We start from the raw sequence: 18,015 nt of genomic DNA, 5'->3' as shown, positions 1-18,015 counted from the left end.
TTGTCATCTTAACGACATATTCTAGTACTAAGTCAAAAAAGGTAGAGATTTAAATGGCACAAGCCGAGTTTTCATTGCAGGAAAAAGATAAGAAACGACTGATAAAAGATCGTTTAGTTCGACTTGCAGTGACATCCGGTGGTGTCGGCGTACTCGCGGCGCTTATTTTGATCTTTGTCTACCTCGCCATGGTGATCATTCCGCTTTTTTCTGATGCGGAGATCAAAACCAACCAAGCCATTCGAGCCACTCATATTGAAACACCACTTGCGATTTCAGTGGATGATTACGCTCAGCTCGCGTTCGTTCTAACCCAAAGTGGTGAGATTCAATATTTGTCGATGGACGATCCTACGAAACCTGCGGTGTATAAACAGCAAATCGTCCAGAAACCCGTCGCTTTCTCTCAATCTGCTCCTGGGCTAGGTTGGTATGGATTTGTTGATGGGCAGGGTAAAGCGAACCTTTTCAAGCCAGAATTTAATGCCACATTGAGAGAAAATACACGTCCTCCGGAAGTGATTGAGCTAGACACCAGCATGGATCTGACACTAAGTACGCCTCAAGATCCTGTGACTCAGTTTGTATTTGCAGCTTCGACGCCCTTACCAACGATTGTTTGGCAGAAGCAAAGCGGTGAAGTGAAAGCTCGCTGGCAAGTGGCTTCGTCTTTGGGTACGCCTCCTACAACGATCGATTTTACGTTCTCTTCAGGCTTTAATACGCCTCAGCAAATGTTGTTGACACCTGACGGTGAAACGCTTTATTTGCGCGATGGCTCTGAGTTGATCGTGTTAAAGAAAACCGCACGTAAATTTGCTGTGCGAGAGGTGGTCGATCTCACTCAAGGTGATAAGAAGCATTCCGTTCGTACGATAGACTTATTGGCTGGTGCTTACTCGCTTTTGGTGACGCACAACGATGGTCGGGTGTCGCAATGGTTTGATACGCTGCAAGAAGAAAAACGCACGTTAACGCATATTCGTGATTTTAAATTGGCATCAGAGCTTAAGTATTTGTTGCCGGATTCTCATCGAAAAGGATTTTATAGCTTTTACACCAACGGCACGTTGCAAAGCCATTATACAACCAGTGAAAAACTGGTGTTGTTTAAGCGTGCGTACAATCAAGCGCCCGCAATCGCAGCAATGTCTAACAATGAACGCTACTTAATCACTTGGCAAAATAATGCGTTAAATGTTGCGGAAGTGGACAATGCCTATCCGGAAATTTCATTGTCTTCATTATGGCAAGAAGTGTGGTACGAAGGGTATCCTGAGCCTGAATTTGTGTGGCAATCGACTTCGGCGAGCGATAACTTTGAGGCTAAGTTCAGCCTAGTACCTATTGCGTTTGGGACGATAAAAGCGGCGATGTTTGCGATGCTGTTTTCAGTACCGCTCGCAGTGCTAGGTGCTATTTATACGGCTTACTTTATGTCGCCACGCATGCGTCGTGTCGTAAAACCGTCGATTGAGCTAATGGAAGCACTGCCGACGGTGATCATTGGTTTCCTCGCGGGATTGTGGTTCGCGCCTATTGTCGAAGATCATTTGATTACGATCGTCGTTATGCTGTTTGTTTTGCCCTTGAGCACCATGATTATGGGCGGGCTATGGGCATTAATACCGCAACCTTTGCGGAATCGTCTACCTAATGGTTGGCATGCTTTAGTGCTCATGCCTGTCATATTGGTACTGATTGGGCTTGGAGTGTGGATTTCGCCTACGATTGAGCAGACGTTCTTTGGTGGCGATATGCGCTTATTCTTAACCGAGCATGGTATTGGTTACGATCAACGCAATGCATTGGTGGTGGGGTTAGCGATGGGGTTTGCTGTTATCCCGACGATTTTTACCATTGCCGAAGATGCCATTTTCTCTGTACCGAAGCATTTATCGGATGGCTCTTTGGCATTAGGGGCCACGCCTTGGCAAACTTTAATCTATGTTGTCTTGCTTACTGCAAGCCCAGGTATTTTTTCTGCCATTATGATGGGCCTGGGACGCGCTGTTGGCGAAACCATGATTGTGTTAATGGCAACGGGCAATACGCCATTAATGGATTGGAATATTTTGGAAGGATTGCGCAGCCTGTCGGCGACCATCGCCGTTGAGTTGCCAGAGTCGGAAGTTGGAAGTTCGCATTATCGCCTGCTGTTCCTAGCTGCATTGATTTTATTTGTGTTTACGTTTGCAGTAAACGCGCTTGCGGAGTGGGTTCGTCAGAGACTGAGAGATAAGTACCGTGCGTTGTAATAATGGTTTGAATAAAGAGCGAGTAATAACGTGTTAAATTGGATTCGTTCTGGCGCACCGTGGATATGGCTAACAGGCGGTGCAGTCAGCATCAGTTTGTTGTCGGTATTAGGGTTGTTACTCCTTATCGGCTGGAAAGGCCTGACTTACTTTTGGCCAGCGCCCTTGTATCAGTGGAATGTTGCAGCGCTGACTCCTGTACAAGGCGAAGTGCTACATGAAAATACTATTCTGATTGGTCAGGTGTATGAGCGCAGCTTTGTACCGAAGAGTTATTTGCCTGAAAGCGCAGCACAACAGTTAGAAGACGATGAAGATTTTGCCACGCGACTCAGTATCAAAATCGCTAACCGAGAGTTGTACCCCGCCGATTTTATCTCCGTATTACAAATGCAGTTGGATGAGCCCACGACGCCAAAAGAGTGGGCGGTGATAGAGCGCAGTAGCGGTGGTTATTTCTTTGGTAAGCTGGTGGCGTTTCAAGATGGCGATAATATATACACCAGTGATATTCAATCGGTACTAAATAAAAAGCTTGATGATGCAGAAACTCTGCGCCATGAGATTGATTCTTTGGTGGTCGATCAGCTTAAAGAGCTTGGTTGGAAGCTAGAGCAGTTGCGATTAGAAAAGCGCAAGCATGAATTGAATGACACGCTGACAGAAAGCTTCTTAAAGGAAAATCAGACGAAAAAAGAGCAGATAGAAAAAGCGCTTGCGACGTTAGATTTGCAACTTGATGGTTTACGACTTCAGCTCTCTGACTACGCCTTGATTGCCGAGGATATGACCGGGTTACAAGTATCGATTCCGCTCGAAGATATTTTGGACTACTGGTATCCAAACCAAATGTCACTGCCTGATAAAGTCATGCATTGGGGAAAACAGGTTTGGAAGTTTTTATCTGAAGATCCAAGAGAGTCAAACTCCGAAGGAGGCGTGTTCCCTGCGATATTTGGTACGGTTTTCTTAGTACTCATTATGTCGATCATTGTGATGCCACTTGGGGTGATCGCCGCTATCTATCTACATGAATACGCTAAGAATAACGCTCTAACCAGAGTGATTCGTATTGCAGTTATAAACCTAGCGGGTGTTCCATCGATTGTTTATGGCGTGTTTGGTTTAGGCTTCTTCGTTTATACGATAGGTGCCTCTATCGACAACGTATTCTATGCGGAGAAGCTACCGGCACCAACCTTTGGTACGCCGGGGTTGTTATGGTCTGCACTAACTCTTGCCGTGCTGACGCTTCCAGTTGTGATTGTGACGACTGAAGAAGGTTTAACTCGTATTCCGAGTTCAGTACGACATGGCTCTCTGGCGCTTGGTGCAACTCAGTTCGAAACGCTATGGCGCGTGGTTTTACCTATGGCGACGCCAGCTATTATCACAGGTTTGATCCTTGCGATTGCACGTGCAGCTGGCGAAGTAGCGCCACTGATGCTGGTGGGGGTTGTGAAATTGGCATCCAGTTTACCGGTTGACGGACAATTCCCTTATGTGCATTTGGATAGAAAGTTCATGCATTTAGGTTTTCACATTTACGATGTTGGCTTTCAAACCTCCAACATCGAAGCGGCGCGACCATTAGTTTATGCCACCTCTTTCTTACTCGTGACAGTGATTGTCGGGCTAAACTTAACAGCAATCAGTATTCGCAATAATTTACGAGAAAAATACAGAACGTTAGGACAAGATTAAGTATGTTTAATTTTGATAGTACATTAGGTTATGAGCCACCATTGGACGTTCATAATTTAACGGATGAACAAACAGCCATCTCAATCGAGAACCTTAATCTGTTCTATGGTCAAACTCAGGCGCTGCATGATATTTCGATGCGAATTCCCAAAGGGCGAGTCACCGCTTTTATCGGTCCTTCAGGGTGTGGAAAGTCGACGTTATTACGTTGCATCAATCGCATGAACGACTTAGTGGAAGGGTGTCGAGTCACAGGTAAAGTGCGTCTCCATGGCAAGAATGTTTATCATCCTAATGTCGATGTTGCGACACTTCGACGCCGAGTAGGGATGGTGTTTCAAAGACCCAATCCATTTCCTAAGTCTATTTATGAAAACGTAGTTTATGGCTTACGCTTACAAGGTGTAAAAAACAGCCGTAGTTTAGATGACGCAGTGGAGCGATCCTTGCGCTCGGCGGCGTTGTGGGATGAGGTAAAAGACCGCTTGCATGAGAACGCATTTGGCTTATCTGGGGGGCAGCAACAGCGCTTGGTCATTGCGCGCGCGGTGGCGATTGAGCCGGAAGTCCTGTTATTGGACGAGCCAACATCAGCGTTGGATCCAATCTCAACTTTAACTATTGAAGAGCTTATCAATGAGCTGAAGACTCAATATACTGTCGTTATCGTTACTCATAACATGCAACAAGCGGCGAGAGTGAGCGATCATACAGCATTCATTCATATGGGTAAGTTAATTGAATACTCTGACGCGGATTCGATCTTCACCTCGCCAATGAAGAAACAGACCGAAGATTACATTACGGGTCGCTACGGTTAAGTCGCGACTCTATACGGAATAAGGAACATCATGCACTTTGGACGTCATATTTCAGGACAATTTAACGTAGAGCTAGAATCGATTCGTACTCATGTATTAACCATGGGGGGCTTGGTAGAACAGCAGCTTTCGTATGCTATTCAAGCCTTGCATAAAGAAGACATCGAACTGGCGCGTAAGGTTGTGCGTGACGATCATAAAGTGAATGCGATGGAAGTCTCGATCGATGACGCCTGTACACGCATTATTGCTAAGCGTCAGCCAACGGCAAAAGACTTGCGCTTAATCATGGCTATCATCAAAACGATCACTGATTTAGAACGCATCGGTGATGTGGCGACACGCATTGCTTACGTTGCCATCGAAAGCCCATCATCAAAAGAACGACAATTCCAAGTGTCGTTAGAGCCTCTCTGCCGTCAGGCAATTAACATGCTGCATCAGGTTTTAGATGCGTTTGCCCGCATGGATGTAGAAGCGGCAGCAGAGGTGCATAAACAAGATGACAAACTAGACGCCGAGTATGAAGCGGTGATTCGTCAGTTGATGACTTACATGATGGAAGATCCAAAAAATATCCCTAATATTCTGCAAGTGATGTGGTCGGCGCGCGCGATTGAACGCGTGGGGGACCGCTGCCAGAACATCTGTGAATACATTATTTACTTCGTGAAAGGGAAAGATGTACGCCATCTAGGTGATCAAAGTATTGATGACGTACTGAAGTAACTGACTTCAATAAATAGACCAGCTTTTAGGCTGGTCTATTTATTAGAGAGAAGGAAAGCACGTCAATATTTATCAGGAACGAAGGTCTGATCATCAATGGGCGCTCTGACGTAACCTTCTTTATTGAGTTCAGGTAATTTGATGGGTGAGTACTCAAGTGCTTTGTAATCAATCTGGCTTATTAAATGACTGATACAGTTCAAGCGCGCTTTCTTTTTGTCATCTGAAGGGACGACCCACCAAGGGCAGCTTTTCGTGTCTGTATAGGCAAACATCTTATCTTTTGCTTCCGAATACTCCGCCCAGCGATGACGTGACTCCAAATCCATGGGGCTGAATTTCCAACGTTTGATCGGCGTATTAATTCGACCTAGAAAACGTTTTTCCTGCTCTTCGTCTGAAACCGAAAACCAATACTTAATCAGAATAATCCCAGAGCGTTGCAACATTCTCTCGAATTCAGGGCAAGAGCGTAAAAACTCCTCGTATTCGTCTGGAGTACAGAACCCCATGACTTTTTCGACACCTGCTCGGTTATACCAACTTCGGTCAAATAAAACGATTTCACCAGCAGATGGTAAATGAGCGACGTAACGTTGGAAGTACCATTGCGTTTTTTCTTTTTCGGTCGGTGCAGGCAGAGCCACTACGCGACAAACACGCGGGTTTAGCTTTTCTGTAATTCGCTTTATCACTCCGCCTTTGCCCGCAGCATCACGGCCTTCAAACAGAACAACCACTTTTAACCCTTTGTGTTTGACCCACTCTTGAAGTTTTACGAGCTCAACTTGAAGGTTTTTGAGCTCCTTTTCGTATTCCTTTTTCTTCAATTTAGACATACACCTTTCCTCACTCCTTGATAAACAATATGTTAGCACTCAAAAGCTATGCGTGTGAGGTTACGGTGGTCTATTTGAGAGCTGCTACGACATCGGTAATGGCTTGTGTACTTGTGATGGGGATTAAAAAATCATCGACATCGGATGCGCCCATTTTGCTTTGTTCAGCAACAAAGGTCATTTGGCTAGGGCGTGTGGTTTTGCCTGACAGATGGATTTCAGGAACTTGAGTGTCTTCTACTAACGCACGTACGTTACTCGCATTAACGCCAGCACCCGCCATGATTGCTATGCGTCCTTGGGCTTGCTTAACCAAAGCTCTAAGCACATCGATCCCTTGTGGTGCTGAAGGCGCAAGACCGGAGGTTAAAATACGTTCACAACCTAAGCTGATCACTTCTTCCAAAGCTTTTTCAGCGTCACGACACTGGTCAAAGGCACGATGGAAGGTCACGCCTAAGCCAAGCGCTTGAGCAAATTCACACAGCGCAGCCGCGTAAGGCATATGAATATCACCGTCTTGAGTGAGCACGCCGAACACGACACCGCTCAAGCCTGATTGGTGAGCCGCTTCAATATCCCAACGCATCATTTCGATCTCTTCTTCATTGTAGAAGAAGTCACCTTGGCGTGGACGGATCATGGCATAAACTGGAACACTCGAAAGCTTAGCCGCTTGCTGCATAAAACCATAACTGGGTGTTAGTCCGCCTAAAGCCAAAGAGGAGCAAAGTTCAATCCGAGTGGCGCCGCCAGCAATGGCGTAGTGCAGAGATTCAATATTATCAATACAGACTTCTAGGTGAGTAACCACGTTCATTCATCCTGCTAACGTTACAAATAAGTGTTGTGGCTAAGATATTAACAGGGCCAGTAAGCAGAATCTGTATGGAGGAGATGATAAATAGAGGTAAAGTTTACGCTAAAGCGTTACCTCATTTTGGCGGTTTATCTGAAGGAAAAAGAAAGCCCAGAGCAGAGGCTCTGGGCTTTGATAGGACTTTACTTAGACTGATTGGCGTTTGCGGTTTTCCGCATTAGCTTATTGCTTTATATACATCCAACCATCACACCCGTTGAGCTAGGGTGAAGGTCTATTATTTTTTGCCTAGGTCAGCTGCGTGCTCAGATAGGAACGCTGCAACACCTTTTGGAGATGCGTCCATACCTGCTTTACCTTCTTCCCATTGTGCAGGACATACTTCGCCGTGCTTCTGGTGGAAGTTAAGAGCGTCAACCATGCGTAGCATTTCGTCGATGTTACGGCCTAGTGGTAGGTCGTTAACTACTTGGTGACGTACAACGCCTTCTTCGTCGATTAGGAAAGAACCACGGAAAGCAACGCCTGCTTCTGGGTGCTCAACGTCGTAAGCTTTACAGATTTCGTGCTTAACGTCAGCAACTAGTGGGTACTTAACTTGACCGATACCGCCATCTTCGATAGCAGTGTTACGCCATGCGTTGTGAGAGAACTGAGAATCGATAGAAACACCGATTACTTCAACACCTTTAGCTTGGAAGTCAGCTAGACGGTTGTCGAATGCGATTAGCTCAGATGGGCAAACGAAAGTGAAATCTAGTGGGTAGAAGAATACTACTGCTTTCTTACCTTTAGTGAACTCTGCAAAGTTGAAGTTTTCAACGATTTCACCGTTACCTAGAACAGCTGCTGCAGTAAAATCAGGGGCTTGACGACCTACTAGTACCATTTTTTTGCTCCTAAAAAGTATGATTAGCTCCAAACCGAATTCAGTTGTGTCGGTTTGGTTCGTGTTTGTACGAGACAAACTATAGTACAGATTGTAGTATTGAAAAAAGCGAAATAAATAGATTGAGTTAATCGAAAAAAACGATAATAACAAAACTCTTAACTCGATCACTGGAACGGCGGTAGATACAAATACAGTTATGAATAAATGGCCCAGTTTGAAGCAGTTACACTATTTAGTCACACTGCATGAAACAAGACATTTTAGTGACGCTGCAGAGCGTTGTTTTGTCAGTCAGTCGACTTTAAGTAAGGGTATTCAAAACTTAGAGGAATTGATTGGTTGTCCCTTATATGAAAAGAAAGATAAGAAAAGTCCACTGGTTTTTACCCAAACAGGAGAAATGGTAGTAAAGCAGGGGCGAGAGCTGTTAGCAAAAGGGCAAGATTTGGTCGAGCTTGGACGTATGTGCCAAGGCGACGATATGCAAGGCCAGCTAAAAGTAGGATGTATACCAACAATTGCTCCGTTTTTACTGTGTGATTTGGTACAAGAGGTGAACTACCGTTTTCCACAACTGAATCTTTTATTAAGAGAAGACACGACGACAAACTTACTTCAAGCGCTCAGACATGGTGAGCTGGATGTGCTTATTTTAGCGTTACCAGTCGAAATTGATGGGATGGAAAGCCGAGTAGTGGGTAAGGATCCGTTTCGAATGGTTATAAGCGCTAATCAAGCCCAATCGGTCCCTGTGCCGATTCGTTACGCGGATTTACCTGACGAATCCGTCTTTCTACTAGAGAAAGAACATTGCTTAACGGAACATGCGGTATCAGCGTGTAAATTAACAGACAAAGAAAAAATCAATCCGTTTACGGCAACCAGCCTCCATACACTGGTGCAAATGGTTGCGAATGGTTTGGGAACAACGTTCATTCCTCAAATGGCTATCGACCATGGCTTGCTGCATAACCAGAATTTAGTCGTGATCGATCCTCCTGGTAAACAAGCTTATCGCGAAATCGGCTTAGTTTGGCGTCCGAGCTCGTCAAGAACGAAAACATTTAATCAACTTGCAGAAGTCGTTTCAGAGCTGCTTTAGCTATTAGTATTAGCCCTTACTTCTCCATTATTTATCTAAAAGCGCACTGGAAACAGTGCGCTTTCTAGTATTTTATTCTGTTGGTAAACTTTGACTTGTAAAATTTTACAGCTCTTCTTTGATGAAGCTTTCATAAAATAGTGAAATTTCACAATGTTAATTTTACACAAAGCCCTGCATACCTTGTTTGACCCCTGTTTAAATACATCTCTTCAGCCCTTGTGAATACAAGGTGTTTGTTTACCAGTCTATATTCATACGCTTGTTTGAAATGATAAAACGACTTTAAATTTAATGTAATTTTATTACGTAATAACTTACAAAATAAGGCGCTTGATAGATGGTTTTTACCTTGCGGAATAAAACTTTGAATTTTCTGTTTTATTTATATTGGGGGTTTCACTAAACCCCTTGTTGATATAGCTTATTTAAAGGCCGATACGACTTATGTCTAGATTGAAAATACACGTAGCATTACGCAATCTATCGACATGGCTATACGAGTTGAACACAAAGTTAAAGGATGTAATTTGTTGTTCATAACTTACAAATGTAGCTTTACGCTGACTGCCCAAGATTGATAAAGCACGTTAAGGATGAATGATTATGCTTGCTCAGACAGAACAAAAAACACAACAACTAAAGCAAACCCAAGGCATGCTTGAGGTGAATGGAGTCGTTGCTCCAGAACATCAAGCAATTTTCCCTGTTGAAGCCCAAACCTTTTTATCTCTACTGTGTGAAAAATTTGCCGGACGTGTTGAACAGTTGCTGGAAGCAAGAGAAGAGAAGCAAGCACGTATTGATGCTGGTGAGCTACCAGATTTTCTACCAGAGACACAAGACATCCGTGAAGGAAGTTGGAAGATCCTAGGAATCCCACAAGATCTGCAAGATCGCCGTGTGGAGATTACCGGACCAACTGACCGCAAGATGGTGATTAACGCACTGAATGCGAATGTAAAAGTGTTCATGGCAGACTTCGAAGATTCAATGTCTCCTGCATGGAGTAAAGTGCTAGATGGTCAAATTAACTTGCGCGATGCTGTTAATGGCACCATCAGTTACACCAATCCTGGCAATGGCAAACATTATCAGCTGGAAGATGACCCAGCGGTGTTGATCTGCCGTGTTCGCGGCCTTCATTTAAAAGAAAAACACGTTACGTGGCACGGTCAGATCATTCCAGGTGCGCTATTCGATTTCGCTCTGTATTTCTATAACAACTACAAAGCGTTACTTCAAAAAGGCAGCGGCCCTTATTTCTACCTTCCAAAACTGCAATCGCATCACGAAGCGAAGTGGTGGAGCGAAGTGTTCCATTTCACGGAAGACTATTTCGGTTTGGATACAGGCACCATCAAAGCGACTGTGCTGATTGAAACCTTACCAGCGGTATTCGAAATGGACGAGATTCTGTTCTCGCTTAAAGAACACATCGTTGGTTTGAACTGTGGTCGCTGGGATTACATCTTTAGCTATATCAAAACATTGAAAAAACACTCAGACCGAGTACTGCCAGATCGTCAAGTGGTAACGATGGACAAGCCATTCTTAAACGCTTACTCGCGATTATTGGTACGTACTTGCCATAAACGAGGTGCTTTCGCGATGGGAGGAATGGCCGCATTTATCCCAGCTAAAGACCCGAAAGAGAATCAAAAAGTATTAGACAAGATCCAGACTGACAAATCGTTAGAAGCTAACAACGGCCACGACGGTACTTGGGTGGCTCATCCAGGTTTGGCTGACACTGCTATGGAAGTCTTTAGTGCTGTGCTGGGTGAACGCACCAACCAGTTGGATGTGAGCCGTGCAGAGGATGAGCCTATTACAGCAGCTGAACTGCTTGAGCCTTGTGAAGGCGAGCGCACTGAAGGCGGAATGCGCCACAATATTCGCGTTGCGCTGCAATACATCGAAGCTTGGATTTCTGGCAATGGTTGTGTGCCGATTTACGGACTGATGGAAGACGCAGCAACGGCAGAAATCTCACGCGCCTCTATCTGGCAATGGATTCAACACGGCAAGTCGCTAGACAACGGATTAAAGGTCACTAAAGAGCTGTTCGAGCTCTATCTCAAAGAGGAGATTGAAGTCGTGAAGCAAGAAATTGGCGAGCAGCGCTACCATGCGGGTCGATTTGAAGAAACAGCAGACTTAATGGCAAGGCTCACGACGAGCGATGAACTGACCAACTTTTTGACAGTTCCTGGTTATGACTACCTGGATTAATAAAGAATAACTGTAACACCAATAACGTGAAGGATTTTCAAGGCAGATAGGGAAGTACTGCCTGAGAACGGAAACTCAACGCACACGCATAAAGTGCAAATTATAAAGAGGGATAGACCAATGACTAACTTAACTCGCCGCCAACAAATTGAAGCTCTTGAAAAAGACTGGGCAACTAATCCACGCTGGAAAAATGTGAAGCGTACTTACACTGCCGAGGAAGTGGTGGAACTGCGTGGCTCTATGGTGCCTGCAAACACAATTGCACAACGTGGTGCAGACAAACTTTGGTCACTGGTCAACGGTAGTGCGAAAAAAGGTTACGTAAACTGTCTTGGTGCGCTAACGGGTGGTCAAGCGGTTCAACAAGCTAAAGCAGGTATTGAAGCGATTTACTTGTCAGGCTGGCAGGTAGCGGCGGATAACAACACCGCCTCGACGATGTATCCAGACCAATCTCTTTACCCAGTAGATTCTGTACCGTCAGTAGTAAAACGCATCAACAACTCATTCCGTCGTGCAGACCAAATTCAGTGGGCTGCTGGTAAGACGCCTGAAGATGAAGGTGGTATTGATTACTTCCTACCTATCGTAGCGGATGCTGAAGCGGGCTTTGGTGGTGTGCTTAACGCTTACGAACTAATGAAATCGATGATCGAAGCCGGTGCCGCGGGCGTTCACTTTGAAGACCAGTTAGCATCGGTGAAAAAGTGTGGTCATATGGGTGGTAAGGTATTAGTTCCTACGCAAGAAGCGGTACAAAAGCTCGTTGCAGCTCGTTTGGCTGCTGACGTAGCGGGTACAACAACATTAGTTATTGCTCGTACTGATGCGAATGCGGCGGATCTCATTACTTCAGATTGCGACCCATATGATAAAGACTTTATTGAAGGTGAGCGTACTCAAGAAGGTTTCTACCGCGTTCGCGCGGGTATCGACCAAGCGATTTCTCGCGGTCTGGCTTACGCACCATATGCAGACTTGATTTGGTGTGAAACGGCTACGCCATGTTTGGAAGAAGCACGTAAGTTTGCAGAAGCAATTCACGCTGAATACCCAGATCAATTGTTGGCGTACAACTGCTCGCCTTCATTCAACTGGGAGAAAAACCTAGATGCAGAAACCATTGCTAAGTTCCAACAAGAGCTTGCAGACATGGGCTACAAGTACCAATTCATCACGCTAGCAGGCATTCACAACATGTGGTTCAACATGTTTGAACTGGCACACGCTTACGCTCAAGGTGAAGGTATGCGTCATTATGTTGAGAAAGTTCAGCGTCCTGAATTCCAAGCGGCTGAAAAAGGTTATACGTTTGTTGCGCACCAACAAGAAGTAGGTACAGGTTACTTCGATAGAATGACCAATACTATCCAAGGTGGTAACTCTTCAGTGACAGCATTGACAGGTTCGACCGAAGAAGACCAATTCTAATTGGCAGAGAAACACTTCCTTAATCAGCGTCAGTAATGGCATTTTGAGCGGCAACCCTGCCGCTCTTTTTTCGTTTAACCGGTGTAAAAACGAAACTTACAACAAAGAGAATACGCTTGCGTACTATTCTTCCTGCTCGATTTCTTCAGGTTCCACTTCTTCTTGTAGTTCCAATAAGTTAATCGCAATCGTCACGAAGTCACTATCAGTAATAATGCCGACCAATCGACCTTTGGTGACAACAGGTAGACAGCCAACTTTATGCTTTTGCATATAGATAGCGCTCTCTTTGAGCCCCGCGATCGGCTCTGCCGTCATGATGTTGGTGTGCATCATTTCGTAGAGCGGTGTGTCTAAAGTAAAAGATTGTTCAGCCTCATCTGGGTGCAAGCTCGATTCTTGAGCAGCAAGAATGTCGCGTTGAGTCACCAAGCCTTGTAAGTGGTTATTGGCATCAACAACCGGAATGTGTCGAATATCAAGCGCATCCATCATGCTTTTTGCATCACGCAAGGTGTGCGTGCGCAGTAAGGTATGAGGATTACGAGTCATCATGTCTTCAACCTTGATCATAGAGACCTCCAGCGGCATTGTCCTTCTCTTAAATATAGAGAATATTTTTCTGTATATCTGGGAGCTAACTCGTTTTTCATCAATTAAATAGCACAATGCTGATGGGCTGCGTAATCTGTGTTTTATTGGTGTTTTTATTAATTTGAATAAGTCGGTTTGTGTGCGAGTCAATTGGCATTTTTAGTTGATATTGAATGTGTTCCCAAGGTAATCCAATGAATTGAATCGCACATTTTTATTCGCTGGATTTTCCAAGATTCTTCTCTCGAAGAAGATACGTCCAGGCTTACCAAATTGAAGACAGCGACCTAGATGAAACGAACAACGTGTAACAAACTTATTGCGCTGGCAGTGGCGGCATTCAGTGTGCCATCAACACAGGCGATTGTGTTAGGAGATGAACAAACCGATCCTGTTGACCGCGTTACTTTGCGAGCAAGTAATATGGCAGAGTTTCCGCTGTGTGGTGGAACGATGCTGACAGAGCAATGGGTACTGACTGCGGCGCACTGTGTGGTGATGGGACAAGGAACCAATGAAGCAACCTACTATGTGACCCCGCCGGGTGAGCTGTCGGTGAATGCGAATGTGTATGAACTTAATTCTGCAGGGCTTGATAACTTCTATCCGGTGTCTCACATTGTGGTTCATCCGGATTACACCCGGATTTCAAAAGCTGAGACCGACAGTAATGGCAACGTGAAACCTATCCAAACCGGTTTAGATTCAGACATCGCGTTGCTGTATCTCACGCGCCCAGTGGCAAACGCGAGCTTTGCTGACCTAGCGAGTAAAGTTGACATGGAGAGTATCGAAGCACGTTTGGTGGCGGATTGGAACGATAATTACCTGACCAATCAACGTGTCGAAAATGTGCAAGTGTTTGGATGGGGGGCTACTCAGCCGGATGCTTCTGAACCTTCTAATACGCTCAAAACCACCATTAGCACATTTTTACCCATCGACAAATGTTATGAGCGTTTAGAAATTGGCAGCAGTTTTCCGGGGATCATTGATTCAAGAGACAACCAAACCAAAATTTGTACGCTACCAACACAAAACCATGTATTGGAGCCAGATAGCCATACTCAATATGGCAACTCTGCATGTAAAGGTGACAGTGGTGGCCCGTTGGTCGATGTGGCGACCGGCAAACAAATTGGTATTGTTAGTGGCGGCCCCCTTATTCTACCAACGTGTGGCTCTTTGACGATCCCAAGTTTCTACACCAAGGTGAGCCACTATTACGACTGGGTACAGTCTTACATCACTGCCGATGCGCCACCAAGTCGTTACATCATTGCGCCGAATTTTATCAAAAGTGCTAACAATGAAAGTGGTGACAATAAAGAGTGTCACGATGGCATTGCGACCAATAACTGTGATTTCAAAGGCTCAGATGATGAAGGTGGCAGTCTAGGGTTTTGGTTATTGGGTTTATTCGTGCCGTTATTCTTGTGGCGAAAGCGTGAGGTTTGATAGGGCGATTGGAATGCCAAACTAATAAGCAGCGGTATACGCTGCTTTGCTTTTTTCATGTTTTCTCTTTTGGGCTCAAATTAAAAATAGTGCCAAGTAATCGAGGCTTTTCACGTTTTATTACACTCTTCACCATGGCTTTTACTGCTATATTCTGGTGATTTGCTTGCTATTGCAGCATGTAAACATATACTAGTCTGCTGCGAAAAACTCGTCGCAATTTTATCGTCGCCTAGACGTGATTTGACCAATAGATAAGACAAGTAACATGCAAGTATCAGATTTCCATTTCGACCTTCCAGATGAACTCATCGCTCGCTACCCTCAACCAGAGCGTACCGCTAGCCGACTGCTGCAAATGGACGGCAATACCGGAGAGCTCATTGATGGCACATTTACTGATGTATTGGGCCAAGTTCAACCCGGTGACTTAGTGGTGTTTAATAATACTCGTGTTATTCCTGCTCGTCTTTTTGGCCGCAAGGAGTCGGGCGGTAAATTAGAAGTGCTAGTGGAGCGCATGTTGGATGAGAAAAGCATCCTCGCGCACGTTCGTTGCTCTAAATCACCAAAACCAGGTACAACCATTATTGTTGGCGAGAATGATGAATATTCAGCAGAAATGGTTGCACGCCATGATGCTTTATTTGAACTGAAATTTAGTTCTGATAAGACGGTACTAGAAATTCTGGAAGAAATCGGCCATATGCCGCTTCCTCCTTACATCGACCGTCCAGACGAAGATGCAGATAAAGAGCGTTACCAAACGGTATATAATCAAAAGCCAGGTGCGGTTGCGGCACCGACAGCGGGCCTTCACTTTGATGATGTTCTCTTGGAGAAAATCAAAGCGAAAGGTGCAGAGTTTGCTTACGTTACTTTGCACGTTGGGGCGGGTACATTCCAGCCAGTAAAAGTGGAAAATATCAACGATCACCACATGCATGCCGAGTACGTAGAAGTACCACAAGAAGTCGTCGAAGCAATTAAAGCGACGAAAGCGCGTGGCGGACGAATTATTGCTGTTGGTACCACATCTGTGCGTTCACTTGAAAGTGCAGCGCAAGACGCATTGCAAAAAGGGACTGAGCTGGCCCCATTCTTTGGCGATACAGAAATCTTTATTTTCCCTGGTTACGAATATCAGCTGGTGGATTGCTTGATCACAAACTTCCACTTGCCTGAATCAACACTGATCATGTTGGTGAGTGCATTTGCTGGATACGAGAACACCATGAATGCTTACAAACATGCGGTGGAAAACAAATACCGTTTCTTCTCGTATGGCGATTCAATGTTCATCAAGAAGAAAACAGCGTAGTTAAAAGTAGATTTACGAGTGCTAGCAGTAAGCTAGGAAATAAAGCATCCATTGCTTTGTCTCTCGCAAGGAAAAGCGACCGCTCCTTAAAGTAGGGTAGAGCCCTAAACACTCAGTCAGACTGTTTCTCTGACACCCGGAGGCATCGTGAAATTAAAATTCGATCTTAAGAAGAAAAACGGCAATGCACGTCGTGGTCAACTGACTTTCGAACGCGGCACTGTTCAAACTCCTGCGTTCATGCCAGTAGGTACTTACGGTACCGTTAAAGGTATGACACCAGAAGAAGTAAAAGGTACTGGTGCAGAAATTCTGCTAGGTAATACGTTCCACCTGTGGCTACGTCCTGGTCAAGAAGTGATGAAAATGCACGGTGACCTGCACGATTTTATGAACTGGCACGGTCCTATTCTTACTGATTCAGGCGGCTTCCAAGTATTCAGCCTTGGTAAGATGCGTACGATCACTGAAGAGGGTGTTCACTTTCGTAACCCAGTAAACGGTGACAAGATTTTCATGGACGCAGAAAAGTCGATGGAAATTCAAAAAGACCTGGGCTCTGACATCGTTATGATTTTTGACGAGTGTACGCCTTACCCAGCGACACACGATGAAGCGAAGAAATCGATGGAAATGTCATTACGCTGGGCACAGCGTTCACGTGACCATTTCGAGAAGCTAGAAAACCCGAACAACCTATTTGGTATTGTTCAAGGTGGTGTTTACGAAGATTTACGTGATGTGTCGGTAAAAGGTCTAACGGAAATCGGTTTTGACGGTTATGCGGTTGGTGGTTTGGCAGTAGGTGAGCCTAAAGAAGACATGCACCGTATTCTTGAGCATACTTGTCCTCAACTTCCTGAAGACAAACCTCGCTACTTGATGGGCGTTGGTAAGCCAGAAGATTTGGTTGAAGGTGTTCGTCGTGGTATCGACATGTTTGACTGTGTAATGCCAACGCGTAACGCACGTAATGGTCACTTATTTGTGACTGGTGGTGTGATCAAGATCCGTAATGCGAAACATAAAACGGATACAACACCATTGGATCCGCATTGTGACTGTTACACTTGTCAAAACTACAGCAAGTCGTACCTTCACCATTTAGAGCGTTGTAATGAAATCTTAGGCGCTCGCTTGAATACAATCCATAACCTGCGTTACTACCAGCGTCTGATGGAAAGCATTCGTAAAGCAATTGATGAAGATCGCTTCGATGAATTTGTTACTGAGTTCTATGAGCGTCGTGGCCGTGAAGTGCCACCACTAGCAAAAGAGCAGTAATTGAAAAACTAAAAGAATTAAAGCCTTTGGCATGTCGCCAGAGGCTTTTGCTAATAAAGTAGGCTAACGCACGTTATTTTTGAGAGAGCGATCTCTATTAGTTACTCTCAGACTTGAATCTAAAATGCGAAAGCCCAATTTGTTTGATTATCAATAAAATATAATGAGGATGTTTTAATGTTTATTTCTCAGGCTCACGCAGCAGCAGAAGGCGCGCCAGCAGGCGGTGGTTTTGAAATGCTAATCATGCTTGGCATGTTCGCAGTGATCTTTTACTTCATGATTTACCGCCCACAAGCGAAACGCGTAAAAGAACACAAAAACCTAATGGCTTCTATGGGCAAAGGCGACGAAGTTTTAACTAGCGGTGGCCTAGTGGGTAAAATCACTAAGATTGCTGAAGACAATGACTACATTTCAATTGAGCTTAACGCGAACAATGAAGTAGTAATCAAGAAAGACTTCATCACTGCAGTGCTACCAAAAGGTACGCTTAAGTCTCTATAAAACAGCTAAAGGATCCT

General features: G+C 44.8%; 15 protein-coding genes and 1 pseudogene. 12 read left to right on the top strand and 4 right to left on the bottom strand.

Annotation, left to right across the window (positions count from 1 at the left end; translation table 11 throughout):
* Nucleotides 1-53: 53 nt before the first annotated feature.
* From R7R78_RS21310 to phoU, 5 genes and pseudogenes are all read left to right on the top strand, one after another.
* Nucleotides 54-2,258, top strand: a complete 2,205-nt coding sequence (locus R7R78_RS21310; protein ID WP_225474210.1) for an ABC transporter permease subunit — start codon at nucleotides 54-56, stop codon at nucleotides 2,256-2,258.
* 30 nt (nucleotides 2,259-2,288) lie between these two features.
* Nucleotides 2,289-2,520 (top strand): annotated as a pseudogene (locus R7R78_RS29995) (phosphate ABC transporter, permease protein PstA); the annotation flags it as partial.
* A 128-nt stretch (nucleotides 2,521-2,648) separates the two neighbouring features.
* Nucleotides 2,649-3,962: a phosphate ABC transporter permease PstA gene (gene pstA, locus R7R78_RS21305; protein ID WP_406707384.1), complete on the top strand. Its 1,314-nt coding sequence runs from the start codon at nucleotides 2,649-2,651 to the stop codon at nucleotides 3,960-3,962.
* A gap of 2 nt (nucleotides 3,963-3,964) precedes the next feature.
* A complete protein-coding gene (pstB, locus tag R7R78_RS21300; RefSeq protein ID WP_005381745.1) occupies nucleotides 3,965-4,783 on the top strand; it encodes a phosphate ABC transporter ATP-binding protein PstB in 819 nt (272 codons plus the stop codon).
* A 30-nt stretch (nucleotides 4,784-4,813) separates the two neighbouring features.
* Entirely contained in the window at nucleotides 4,814-5,512 is a 699-nt protein-coding gene (gene phoU, locus R7R78_RS21295; RefSeq protein ID WP_005381744.1) for a phosphate signaling complex protein PhoU, read from the top strand.
* 62 nt (nucleotides 5,513-5,574) lie between these two features.
* Here phoU and ppk2 read toward each other — a convergent pair whose 3' ends face one another.
* From ppk2 to R7R78_RS21280, 3 genes are all read right to left on the bottom strand, one after another.
* Complete coding sequence (gene ppk2, locus R7R78_RS21290; protein ID WP_225474209.1) at nucleotides 5,575-6,351, bottom strand: polyphosphate kinase 2; 777 nt, start codon at nucleotides 6,349-6,351, stop codon at nucleotides 5,575-5,577.
* Nucleotides 6,352-6,421: 70 nt separating this feature from the next.
* Complete coding sequence (locus R7R78_RS21285) at nucleotides 6,422-7,165, bottom strand: copper homeostasis protein CutC (RefSeq protein WP_406707383.1); 744 nt, start codon at nucleotides 7,163-7,165, stop codon at nucleotides 6,422-6,424.
* 283 nt (nucleotides 7,166-7,448) lie between these two features.
* The gene (locus R7R78_RS21280) at nucleotides 7,449-8,060 is read right to left on the bottom strand and encodes a peroxiredoxin C (protein ID WP_005381738.1); all 612 of its coding nucleotides are present in this window, start codon (nucleotides 8,058-8,060) and stop codon (nucleotides 7,449-7,451) included.
* 199 nt (nucleotides 8,061-8,259) lie between these two features.
* Here R7R78_RS21280 and R7R78_RS21275 point away from each other — a divergent pair, with 199 nt between their 5' ends.
* The 3 genes from R7R78_RS21275 (at nucleotide 8,260) to aceA (ending at nucleotide 12,834) form a co-directional block, all read left to right on the top strand.
* Nucleotides 8,260-9,165 carry a hydrogen peroxide-inducible genes activator gene (locus R7R78_RS21275; protein ID WP_005383681.1) on the top strand — a complete coding sequence of 302 codons (906 nt, stop codon included), beginning with the start codon at nucleotides 8,260-8,262 and terminating at the stop codon, nucleotides 9,163-9,165.
* A gap of 606 nt (nucleotides 9,166-9,771) precedes the next feature.
* Complete coding sequence (gene aceB / locus R7R78_RS21270) at nucleotides 9,772-11,400, top strand: malate synthase A (protein WP_225474207.1); 1,629 nt, start codon at nucleotides 9,772-9,774, stop codon at nucleotides 11,398-11,400.
* Nucleotides 11,401-11,520: 120 nt separating this feature from the next.
* Nucleotides 11,521-12,834, top strand: a complete 1,314-nt coding sequence (gene aceA, locus R7R78_RS21265; RefSeq protein ID WP_005381733.1) for an isocitrate lyase — start codon at nucleotides 11,521-11,523, stop codon at nucleotides 12,832-12,834.
* Nucleotides 12,835-12,957: 123 nt separating this feature from the next.
* On the opposite strand, the gene R7R78_RS21260 is transcribed toward aceA, so the two are convergent.
* Nucleotides 12,958-13,407 (bottom strand): CBS domain-containing protein, encoded by a 450-nt coding sequence (locus R7R78_RS21260; RefSeq protein ID WP_017820562.1) that lies wholly within the window; start codon nucleotides 13,405-13,407, stop codon nucleotides 12,958-12,960.
* A gap of 312 nt (nucleotides 13,408-13,719) precedes the next feature.
* Here R7R78_RS21260 and R7R78_RS21255 point away from each other — a divergent pair, with 312 nt between their 5' ends.
* The 4 genes from R7R78_RS21255 (at nucleotide 13,720) to yajC (ending at nucleotide 17,998) form a co-directional block, all read left to right on the top strand.
* Nucleotides 13,720-14,886 (top strand): trypsin-like serine protease, encoded by a 1,167-nt coding sequence (locus R7R78_RS21255; RefSeq protein ID WP_225474206.1) that lies wholly within the window; start codon nucleotides 13,720-13,722, stop codon nucleotides 14,884-14,886.
* 268 nt (nucleotides 14,887-15,154) lie between these two features.
* The gene (queA, locus tag R7R78_RS21250; protein WP_005381728.1) at nucleotides 15,155-16,207 is read left to right on the top strand and encodes a tRNA preQ1(34) S-adenosylmethionine ribosyltransferase-isomerase QueA; all 1,053 of its coding nucleotides are present in this window, start codon (nucleotides 15,155-15,157) and stop codon (nucleotides 16,205-16,207) included.
* 147 nt (nucleotides 16,208-16,354) lie between these two features.
* The gene (gene tgt / locus R7R78_RS21245) at nucleotides 16,355-17,491 is read left to right on the top strand and encodes a tRNA guanosine(34) transglycosylase Tgt (protein WP_005381727.1); all 1,137 of its coding nucleotides are present in this window, start codon (nucleotides 16,355-16,357) and stop codon (nucleotides 17,489-17,491) included.
* A gap of 177 nt (nucleotides 17,492-17,668) precedes the next feature.
* Nucleotides 17,669-17,998: a preprotein translocase subunit YajC gene (yajC, locus tag R7R78_RS21240; RefSeq protein ID WP_005381725.1), complete on the top strand. Its 330-nt coding sequence runs from the start codon at nucleotides 17,669-17,671 to the stop codon at nucleotides 17,996-17,998.
* Nucleotides 17,999-18,015 lie beyond the last annotated feature (17 nt).

The organism is Vibrio sp. 2134-1 (assembly GCF_033339495.1).
This window is presented reverse-complemented; position numbering and strand designations above follow the sequence as displayed.